Below are 3,200 nucleotides of genomic sequence, written 5' to 3' on the forward strand. Positions count from 1 at the left end.
CATGTAGCGGCGCGAGTAGCGTTCGCCGATCGCGGCGATGACATGCGGGCTGATGGCCGAGGGGATGATGCCGAGCTTGACCTCGGTGAGCGCGAACTGCGTGTCGAATGTCGCGATGGCGATGTCGCAGGCGGCGACCACGCCGACACCGCCACCGTAGGCCGGGCCCTGCACGCGTGCCACGGTGGGCTTGGTCATCTGGGCGATACAGCGCAGCATCTCGGCCAGATTGCGCGCGTCGCGCAGGTTCTCGTCCGCCCCCTGTGCGGCGGCGCGCTTCATCCAGTTGAGGTCGGCACCGGCGGAAAAACTCTTGCCGGTGGAGGAGAGCACAACTACGCGGACCTCCGGGTTCTCGTCCATGACGCAAAGCGCATCGATGAGTTCGATGATGGTCTGGTCGTCGAAGGCATTGTGGCGGTCGGCGCGGTTGAGCGTGATGATGCCGACGCCGGCATCGATTTCGGTGAGGATGTTTTCGTACATATTTCTCTCCCTACATCCGGAACACGCCGAACGTCGTCTTCTCGATCGGCGCATTCAATGCCGCCGAAATTCCCAGCCCCAGGGCCCGCCTGGTCTGCGCAGGATCGAGCACGCCGTCGTCCCAGAGGCGCGCTGTCGCATCGTAGGGATGGCCCTGTGTCTCGTACTGGTCGCGAATCGGCGACTTGAAGGTCTCTTCTTCCTCGGCGCTCCATTTGCCGCCCTTGGCTTCGATGCCGTCGCGGCGCACGGTGGAAAGCACCGATGCCGCCTGCTCGCCGCCCATGACGGAGATGCGTGAATTCGGCCACATCCACAACAGACGCGGCGAGTAGGCGCGGCCGCACATGCCGTAGTTGCCGGCACCGAAGGAACCGCCGATGAGCACGGTGAACTTCGGCACGTTGGCGGTCGCCACGGCGGTGACCATCTTGGCGCCGTCCTTGGCGATACCGCCGTTCTCGTACTTGCGGCCGACCATGAAGCCGGTGATGTTCTGCAGAAACAGCAGCGGCACGCCGCGCTGTGCGCACAGTTCGATGAAGTGCGCCCCCTTCTGCGCCGACTCGGCGAAGAGGATGCCGTTGTTGGCGATGATGCCGACGGGATAGCCGTGCAGGTGGGCGAAGCCAGTCACCAGCGTGGCGCCGTAGCGCGCCTTGAATTCGTCGAAGCGCGAACCGTCGACCATGCGGGCGATGATCTCGCGCACGTCAAAGGGCTTCTTGGTGTCGGCGGGGATGATGCCGTAGATTTCCTCGGGGTCGTACAGCGGTGCCTCGGGTGTGGCGATGGCCAGCGAAGAAGGCTTGCGCCAGTTGAGATTGCCGACGATGCGGCGCGCGATCGACAGGGCGTGATGATCATTCTCGGCAAGGTGGTCACAGACGCCGGAGACGCGCGTATGCACGTCGCCGCCGCCGAGGTCTTCGGCGGTCACGACTTCGCCGGTGGCGGCTTTCACCAGCGGTGGTCCGCCAAGGAAAATGGTGCCCTGATTGCGCACGATGATGGACTCGTCCGACATCGCCGGCACATAGGCACCGCCGGCGGTGCAGGAACCCATGACGACGGCGATCTGCGGGATGCCCAGCGAGGACAGCGTGGCCTGGTTGTAGAAGATGCGGCCGAAGTGATCGCGATCGGGGAAGACGTCGTCCTGCATCGGCAGGAAGGCGCCGCCGGAATCGACGAGGTAGATGCAGGGCAAGCGGTTCTGCAGCGCAACTTCCTGTGCGCGCAGATGCTTCTTCACGGTCATCGGGTAGTAGGTGCCGCCCTTCACCGTGGCATCGTTGGCGACGATCATGCATTCAACGCCATTGACGCGACCGATGCCGGTGACGACGCTGGCCGAAGGAACATCGCCGCCATACAGGCCGTAGGCGGCCATGGGCGAGAGTTCGAGGAAGGACGAGCCCGGATCGAGAAGGCCATTGACGCGGTCGCGCGCCAGCAGCTTGCCGCGCGCCAGGTGTTTCTGGCGGGCTTCCTCGGAACCGCCGCGCGCGACCTGCTCGGTTTTTTCGCGCAGGTCGCCCACCAGCTTGCTCATCGCGGCCGCGTTGGCCTTGAAGTCATCGCTGCGGGTATTGATGTTTGATTTGATGACGCTCATCAGAAGCCTCCGGTTTCCAGCCATTTTTCGATTTGCGGCAGACGGTCGGCACCCCAGAAGGGTTCACCGTCTATGATCACGTAGGGCGCGCCGAACATGCCTGTTGCGATTGCCGCTTCGCATTCCTTCTTGAGTCTGTCCTTGAGTTCCTGCGCACCGAGTGCGGCAGCGAGTTCTTCGCCGTTTGCGCCTGCGGCCTTGGCCAGATCGACGACCACCGCCGCATCGGAGATGTCGCGATCATCGAGGAAATAGGCGCGGAAGGTGGCCTTGGCATAGGCCCGCGCCATCGCGCAGTCGCGGTCGTGCAGCCAGTAATAAGCGCGTGCCGCGGCTATCGTTGCGAGCGGAAACTTGGTCGGCTGGCGGTAGGCAATATTCAGGAATCGGGCAGAGCGCGCAAAGTCGCGCACGCTGTATTCGCCCTTGAGCGGAACCGGGATCAGCGGCACCGTTCCCGTCGTTTTGAACAGCGCGCCCAGCAGTATCGGATGCCACTTGACCTTGCGGCCATGCCTGGCGCCGAGGTCGTCGATCTTCTCCGCAATCAGATAGGAGTAGGGCGAGGTGAAGTCAAACCAGAACTCGATGGGTTCGGTACTCATTGCGGGTGCTCCTCCTTGTTGTTTTTGATACGCGGGCTAGTTATTGAGTGCGGCGAGCGCCGTGGCGTAGCTTGCGTCGACATCCTGCGGGCCATGAACCGTGAATCCCAGGTCGCGCATGAGGCCGTCCTTCAATCCGTAGATCCAGCCATGCACGGTCAGCGGCTGACCGCGCTGCCAGGCATCCTGAACGACTACCGTGTGGCAAACGTTCAAGACCTGTTCGAGTACATTGAGTTCGCACAGACGGTCGGCGCGCACTTCCGGCTCCAATGCATCCACGCGTGCCAGGTGCTTGATGTGCACATCCTGAACATGACGCAGCCAGATGTCGGAAAGACCGATGCGATCGCGCCGCAGCGCCGCGGTGACACCGCCGCAGCCATAGTGGCCGACCACCATGACATGCTTGACCTTGAGCATGTCGACGGCGAACTGAAGCACCGACAGGCAGTTGAGATCGGTGTGCACGACGACGTTGGCAATGTTGC

At 63.1% G+C, this 3,200-nt stretch carries 4 protein-coding genes; all 4 read right to left on the bottom strand.

Annotation, left to right across the window (positions count from 1 at the left end; genetic code table 11):
• A partial coding sequence (locus tag HXX15_RS22940; protein ID WP_296519223.1) for an enoyl-CoA hydratase-related protein occupies nucleotides 1-486 on the bottom strand: 486 nt, incomplete at its 3' end.
• Between the two features lie 10 nt (nucleotides 487-496).
• The gene (locus tag HXX15_RS22945) at nucleotides 497-2,104 is read right to left on the bottom strand and encodes a carboxyl transferase domain-containing protein (RefSeq protein WP_296519224.1); all 1,608 of its coding nucleotides are present in this window, start codon (nucleotides 2,102-2,104) and stop codon (nucleotides 497-499) included.
• Entirely contained in the window at nucleotides 2,104-2,709 is a 606-nt protein-coding gene (locus HXX15_RS22950; RefSeq protein WP_296519225.1) for a 2-hydroxychromene-2-carboxylate isomerase, read from the bottom strand. The genes HXX15_RS22945 and HXX15_RS22950 overlap by 1 nt, the downstream gene beginning before the upstream one ends.
• Before the next feature lie 36 nt (nucleotides 2,710-2,745).
• The coding region (locus tag HXX15_RS22955) for a carbonic anhydrase (protein ID WP_296519226.1) at nucleotides 2,746-3,200 on the bottom strand (455 nt) is incomplete at its 5' end.

The organism is Rhodopseudomonas sp., assembly GCF_013377015.1.
Classification (GTDB): domain Bacteria; phylum Pseudomonadota; class Alphaproteobacteria; order Rhizobiales; family Xanthobacteraceae; genus JARJEH01.